6 protein-coding genes are annotated in these 5,326 nt (G+C 70.8%); 3 read left to right on the top strand and 3 right to left on the bottom strand.

Going from position 1 to position 5,326, the window contains the following annotated elements; all coding sequences use genetic code 11:
* Positions 1–142 precede the first annotated feature (142 nt).
* From DPV74_RS40340 to rfaE2, 3 genes are all read left to right on the top strand, one after another.
* A complete protein-coding gene (locus DPV74_RS40340) occupies positions 143–1,369 on the top strand; it encodes a patatin-like phospholipase family protein (RefSeq protein WP_027789015.1) in 1,227 nt (408 codons plus the stop codon).
* Positions 1,370–1,834: 465 nt separating this feature from the next.
* Positions 1,835–2,713, top strand: a complete 879-nt coding sequence (locus tag DPV74_RS40335) for a diiron oxygenase (RefSeq protein ID WP_034195849.1) — start codon at positions 1,835–1,837, stop codon at positions 2,711–2,713.
* Positions 2,714–2,865: 152 nt separating this feature from the next.
* Positions 2,866–3,351, top strand: coding sequence for a D-glycero-beta-D-manno-heptose 1-phosphate adenylyltransferase (gene rfaE2 / locus DPV74_RS40330; protein WP_012329309.1), 486 nt, complete (start codon positions 2,866–2,868; stop codon positions 3,349–3,351).
* A 16-nt stretch (positions 3,352–3,367) separates the two neighbouring features.
* Here the strand turns inward: rfaE2 and DPV74_RS40325 are convergent, their stop codons facing one another.
* The 3 genes from DPV74_RS40325 to DPV74_RS40315 form a co-directional block, all read right to left on the bottom strand.
* Positions 3,368–3,610: a hypothetical protein gene (locus DPV74_RS40325; RefSeq protein ID WP_027789017.1), complete on the bottom strand. Its 243-nt coding sequence runs from the start codon at positions 3,608–3,610 to the stop codon at positions 3,368–3,370.
* Between the two features lie 197 nt (positions 3,611–3,807).
* Entirely contained in the window at positions 3,808–4,593 is a 786-nt protein-coding gene (locus tag DPV74_RS40320; protein ID WP_119339212.1) for a type III pantothenate kinase, read from the bottom strand.
* On the bottom strand, positions 4,590–5,326 hold a 737-nt coding region (locus tag DPV74_RS40315), incomplete at its 5' end, for a biotin--[acetyl-CoA-carboxylase] ligase (RefSeq protein ID WP_119339211.1). The genes DPV74_RS40320 and DPV74_RS40315, both read right to left, overlap by 4 nt.

Here is a 5,326-nt window from a genome sequence, read left to right as displayed (position 1 = left end):
CGCGAAGCGTGCCAAATCGACCGGCGCGACCGGCGCGGCCGACGCGACCGGTTCGGCCGCGGCGCGCGCGGCGGCCGCATCGTCGCCCGAAACCCGTCCGCCGAAGCGTTCGACGTGACGCGGCGCAGATAGCAGGTCGATCATGCGGCTCGCGCTCGTTCTGATGGGAGGCGGCGCACGTGCCGCCTATCAGGTCGGCGTGCTCAAGGCGCTGGCCGAGATCGCGCGCGAGGCCGATCCGCAGCGGCATACGCTGCCGTTCGCGGTCGTGTGCGGCTCGTCGGCCGGCGCGATCAACGCGACGTCGATCGCGAGCCATGCGGACGACTTTTCCCATGGCGTGCGGCGCCTGCTCGAATTCTGGGAGCCGTTGCGTGCCGACTACGTGTATCGCACCGACTGGCTCGGCATCGCGGCCGCCGGTGCGCGCTGGCTCGCGACGATGACGTTCGGCTGGGCGGCCCGCCGCTCGCCGCGCGGGCTGCTCGACAACGCGCCGCTCGCGCACCTGCTGCAGCGCGAGCTGAGCTTCCACCGGATCGAGCAGATGCTCGAGGCGCGCCTGCTGCACGCACTGTCGATCACGGCGCTCAGCTATTCGAGCGGCCGGCACCTCACGTTCTACCAGGCGGCCGAGCCGATCCAGGCGTGGCGGCGCGCGCAGCGCACCGCGCGGCTCGTCGACCTGTCGGCGTCGCACCTGCTCGCATCGTCGGCGATTCCGTTCGTGTTCCCGGCCGTGCCGCTCGTGCTCGACGGGCAGATCGAGTACTTCGGCGACGGGTCGATCCGGCAGATCGCGCCGCTGTCGCCGGCGATCCACTTCGGCGCGCACCGGATCGTCGTGGTCGGTGCGGCCGACCCGCGGCCCGAGATTCCGGCCGCGAACGGCACGGGGCTGGTACGCGGCTACCCGACGCTCGCGCAGATCGGCCAGCAGGTGCTCGCGAGCGTGTTCCTCGACTCGATCGGCTCGGACATCGAGCGCATCGAGCACATCAACCGGATGATCGAGCACCTGCCGCACCAGGTCGAGGTGGACAGCGGCTGGCGGCACGTCGACGTGCTCGCGATCGCGCCGTCCGAGCGTATCGAGCTGATCGCCGCGAAACACCTGAAGCAGATGCCGGCGACGATGCGCGGGCTGCTCGGCGCGATCGGCGGCAGCCAGCCGGCCGGCGCGTCGTTTGCAAGCTACCTGCTGTTCGAGGAGGCGTTCACGCGCGAACTGATCGAGCTCGGCTACCGCGACGGGCGCGCGCAGCGCGACACGCTGGCCGGCTGGATCGCGCTGGCGGACGGCGGCAGCGCGCCGGCTGCCGGCATGCCGCGGGACGACGGTCTCGCGACCGGCGAAATACGGGTCTGATGCGCCGGGAGGGGGGCAGGGTTGCATTTTCGCGACGGCCGGCCGCGACCGATCGCCGCACCGCGATTGGCGGCGCGCGACCGGGCAGGCGTCTCGGAACCGTCATGCACGCGTGCTATCATGGCCGCCGCCGTATACACCATATCGAACAGCCCGCCGATCCGGCATCCGCACGGGGCCCTACGGGGAACCCGCCTGGGGCAGGGGACGGGCTCGTCAGCGAGCCGGCCAGCGCCGGCCCCCACTCAGGCAAGCGCGTAGCCGGTTCCGTTCGCACGGAGCGTGGCTGCGGCATGCCGCAACGGCGGCGCGGCCGCCCGGCTGCCGGACGAGCAATCGGCGTCCGGCCGGTCGGTTTCACGCGTAAAATTACAGTCTTGGCCGCAAAAAGCGCGCTTGGCGCGCCTTTGCGGCAACAGTCACGTTTAGAGAAGTCGCATTGCGCAGAACAGGGGTGGGACCATCATGAACACCATGCTTTATCCGGAACTTTACAGGTCGCTCGAAGCTGTCCGCTGGGACATGGAGAAGGACATTCCGTGGGACAAGTTCGACGCTTCGCTGCTCACCGACGAGCAGGCGAAGACGATCAAGATGAACGCGATCACCGAATGGTCGGCGCTGCCCGCGACGGAGATGTTCCTGCGCGACAACCAGCACGACAGCGACTTTTCCGCGTTCATGAGCGTGTGGTTCTTCGAGGAGCAGAAGCATTCGCTCGTGCTGATGGAATACCTGCGCCGCTTCCGGCCGGAGATGGTGCCGACCGAAGAGGAACTGCACGCGGTGCGCTTCGAATTCGACCCGGCGCCGCCGCTCGAGACGCTGATGCTGCACTTCTGCGGCGAGATCCGCCTGAACCACTGGTACCGCTGCGCGGCCGACTGGCATACCGAGCCGGTCATCAAGCAGATCTACGAAACGATTTCGCGCGATGAAGCGCGCCATGGCGGCGCCTACCTGCGCTACATGAAGAAGGCGCTGAACAACTGCGGCGACGTCGCGCGCGCGGCGTTCGCGAAGATCGGCGTGCTGATGGCGTCGGCGCGCCGCACCGAGAAGCCGCTGCACCCGACCAACCTGCACGTGAACCAGGCGCTGTTCCCGCGCGATACCGTGCAGTCGCGCCTGCCCGATCCGGAATGGCTCGAGCGCTGGCTCGACGAGCAGATCCGGTTCGACGGCGAGTGGGAAAAGAAGGTCGTCGAGCGGATCCTGCACAACCTGTCGATCCTGTTCGAGCGCACGTTCGCGACCGCGCAGGAGCTGAACCGCTACCGCAAGGAAGTCACCGGCCGCCTGCAGGCCGAAAGCGGCCCGTCGTCGGCCGCGCAGCCGGCCTGAGGCCGGCAGGCGCCGCCGCCGGCGTGAATCGCGCCGGCCGGTAGCGCCGTCGTGCCGTATCCGTTGCATGAAGCCCGCCTGGCCAGCCCGGCGGGCTTTTTATCTGGCGCCGCCGTCGCGCGCGCCGTTGCTCATTTCGTCCGATCTCCACCATGTCCGCCACCTTCGAACGCAAGCTGATCACCCGTGATGCCCTCGTCGCGCTGCGCGCGTCGCTGCCGTCGCCCGTCGTGTTCACCAACGGCGTATTCGACATCCTGCACCGCGGCCACGTCACGTATCTCGCCGACGCGAAAGCGCTCGGCGCGTGCCTGATCGTCGGCGTGAACAGCGATGCGTCGGTGCGCATGCTCGGCAAGGGCGACGACCGGCCGATCAATCGCGAGGAAGACCGCGCGGCACTGCTCGCGGCGCTGGAAAGCGTCGACTGGGTCGTGACGTTCGGGGAAAAGACGCCGGTGTCGCTGATCGAGGCCGTCCGTCCGGACATCCTCGTGAAGGGCGGCGACTACGACATGGACGCGCTGCCGGAATCGGCGCTCGTGCGCGGCTGGGGCGGCCGTGCGCTGGCGATTCCGTTCGAGCACGACCGCTCGACCACCGCGCTGCTGAAGAAGGTGCGCGCGCAGCAGTCCTGAGTACGGCCCGGCGCCGTCAGGGCGCGGATGCCGCGAGCGGGGCCGTCGTGACGGCCGGCGGCGCGATCGGGCCACCGACGACGGGTTGGTCGGTCGCCTGCGCGAGCGGCGTCACGCGCAGCGCATCGGGCCGGACCTGCCGCGACAGCACGCCGGGTTCGCGCGGGCCGGCCGACGGCAGCGGCCCGAACACGCCGCGCGCCACCACGAACGCGAGCATGTTGGCGAGAAAGAGAACAGCGATCAGCCAGCGCAGCATCGTCGAACCTCCTTGTCGTCATCGACGTCGTTCACGTCATTCAGTCGAGCCGGCCGCATGGCCGGCTTTTTCATGGCTTCCGCCGGTCGAATGCACGGGCCGTTGCAGCCGCCCCGCGCGTACCGCTTCGTCAGCGTGCCGCATGTCCGTCCGGACCCGCGTCGCCGCACGCCGGCGCGATGCCCGCGCCGGTTCCGTCAATCCTGCGCGGCTTCGGCCGCAATCAGCGCGAGCCCGGACAGGATCAGTGCATCGTGTCGCGTATGCGGCACCGTCAGCGCGCGCGCGACGTCGTCCGCCGCGCCGCCGGCCAGCACGAGCCGCACGGGTGCGTGCCACGCGTCGGCAAGGTCGCGCCACGCGCGCTCGATCAGCCCGGCCTGCGCGTACAGGCAGCCGGCCGACAGCGAGCGCGGCGTATCGACCTGGAACGGATCGGCCTGCGCACCCGCGAGCAGGCCGCTCGCGATATCGGTGGTCAGCGTCGGCAGCTGCGCGGTGTGCGTGCCGAGCGCACGCATCATCAGCGCCCAGCCCGGCGCGATCAGCCCGCCGGTGAAGCGGCCGTCCGCGCGCAGCGCCTCGAGTGTCGTCGCGGTGCCGAACGTCGCGATCAGCAGGTGTTCGCCCGGAAATGCCGCGTGCGCGCCGATCAGGCCGGCCCAGCGGTCGCTGCCGAGCTGTTCGGGTGTCGTATAGCCGTTCGTCACGCCGCATTGCGTGTGACGCGAGCGTATCGTCATGCGCGGCAGGCCCGGCCAGCGCGCGTCGAGCAGCGCGTCGAGCCGGGCGGCCACGTCGGCGCCCGCGACGTTCGAGATCCACGCGCCGCGCGGATGCGGCAGGTTCGACCAGTCGGGATCGGCGCCGCCGTCGCGCGTGTGGCCGAATGCGCCCGTCTCGACGAGCGTGCGCTGCGCATCGGCGAGCGCCCACTTGATCCGGCTGTTGCCGGCGTCGATCAGCAGGTGCGGCTCGTTCATTGCGCTTCGCGCAGCGACACGTCGCCGGCCGCGATCGCCTGGATGCCGTCCGGCGTGTCGAGGAGCAGCTGGCCGGTCGCGTCGATGCCCGTCGCGATGCCGCGCGCGCGTTCGACGCCCTGTTCGAGCAGGACGACTTCGCGCCCCGCATACGCGTGCAACGCATGCCAGCGCGGCACGAACGGCGCGAGCCCTTCGGCGCCGAACTGCGCGAGCGCGGGCGTGAGCGCGTTCAGCGACGCGGCGAGCGTATCGGTGAGGTTGGCCGATGCGCACGCGATCGACAGCGCAGCAGGCGGCAGCCCGCTCGCGAGCGTCGCTTCGCGCGCGCGCAGCGCGTCGACCTGCGCGGCGACGGCTTCCGCGCCGCGGACGTTGATGCCGAAACCGATCACGACGGCGGTCGCGTCGGCGCTGGCCCAGGCGGTTTCGATCAGGATCCCGGCGAGCTTGCCGACGATGCGCGGCGTGCCGTCGTCGGTGGCGGTCAGCAGCAGGTCGTTCGGCCATTTGAGCGCAACGCGCGAGCGGGCGTCGAGCGGCAGCGTGGCCAGCCCTTCCGCAAGCGCGACGCCGATCGCGATGCTGAGGCCGCCGAGCGCGTCGACGGGGCGCGGCACGATGCAGCCGACCGAGCACAGCAGCGCGTTGCCGGGCTGTGCGAACCACGGGCGGCCCTGCCGGCCGCGGCCGGCCGTCTGCTCGAACGCCACGCGCACGAGCGGCGCGGGCA

It is taken from the genome of Burkholderia sp. HAN2018, from assembly GCF_024704855.1.
Taxonomy (GTDB): domain Bacteria; phylum Pseudomonadota; class Gammaproteobacteria; order Burkholderiales; family Burkholderiaceae; genus Burkholderia; species Burkholderia cepacia.
Note: the sequence above shows the minus strand (reverse complement) of the source record. Positions and strands in the feature narration are given on the sequence as shown.

Excerpts from the sequence above, each read along its gene's own strand:
- DPV74_RS40340 (WP_027789015.1), top strand. The coding sequence starts at position 143 with ATGCGGCTCGCGCTCGTTCTGATGGGAGGCGGCGCACGTGCCGCCTAT.
- rfaE2 (WP_012329309.1), top strand. The coding sequence starts at position 2,866 with ATGTCCGCCACCTTCGAACGCAAGCTGATCACCCGTGATGCCCTCGTC.
- DPV74_RS40325 (WP_027789017.1), bottom strand. The coding sequence starts at position 3,610 with ATGCTGCGCTGGCTGATCGCTGTTCTCTTTCTCGCCAACATGCTCGCG.
- DPV74_RS40320 (WP_119339212.1), bottom strand. The coding sequence starts at position 4,593 with ATGAACGAGCCGCACCTGCTGATCGACGCCGGCAACAGCCGGATCAAG.
- DPV74_RS40335 (WP_034195849.1), top strand. The coding sequence starts at position 1,835 with ATGAACACCATGCTTTATCCGGAACTTTACAGGTCGCTCGAAGCTGTC.